This window comes from Blautia sp. HCP28S3_G10 (genome assembly GCF_052065235.1).
Classification (GTDB): Bacteria; Bacillota; Clostridia; order Lachnospirales; family Lachnospiraceae; genus Blautia_A.
In genome coordinates this window covers 1-542 of the sequence record NZ_JBQHUL010000106.1, presented here as the reverse complement: position 1 = coordinate 542, position 542 = coordinate 1, and the positions used below count along the sequence as shown (strand labels likewise).

The window sequence follows — 542 nt, the reverse complement described above, 5'->3', positions numbered from 1 at the left end:
GTTCGTTGGCTCATCAATCAGCAGAAAACGTTCAGAACCAGTAAATAGTGCAGCAAGCAATACTTTTGTTCGTTCTCCATTTGAAAGAGTTTCAAATGGTCTGTATAACACTTCTGCATTCACATCCAATTTTGAAACTTCTTTTAACAATTCCCAATCCTCTGATTCAGGGCAAATCTCATGCATTACATCAATGGTATATTGAGACATATCTTTCACATGATATGGGAAATATTCAAATGTGACATTTGAACTGATGATTCCAGTATAATGATATTTTCCCAATAAAAGGTTAAGAAATGTTGTTTTCCCCCTTCCATTTCTTCCTATAAACCCAAGTTTCCAGTTTGTGTCAATCTGAAAATTCACATTTTCAAATACATTATCATAATGACCTTCGTAACCGAAAGTTAAATTGATTACCTTTATTTCTGACATAAAAATTCCTCCTTTGTTGCGTATGTTCGTCTTCTCAAAGTTGGAATTATGATGGTTAAATTACTCTATGCAAAGTCCATCATCCAACTTTACATAGAGAAAAA

1 protein-coding gene is annotated in these 542 nt (G+C 33.2%); it reads right to left on the bottom strand.

Features of this window, described 5'->3' with window-relative positions:
- The coding region (locus tag ACTNB8_RS16410) for an ATP-binding cassette domain-containing protein (RefSeq protein ID WP_441056123.1) at nt 1–438 on the bottom strand (438 nt) is incomplete at its 3' end.
- Nucleotides 439–542: the final 104 nt, after the last annotated feature.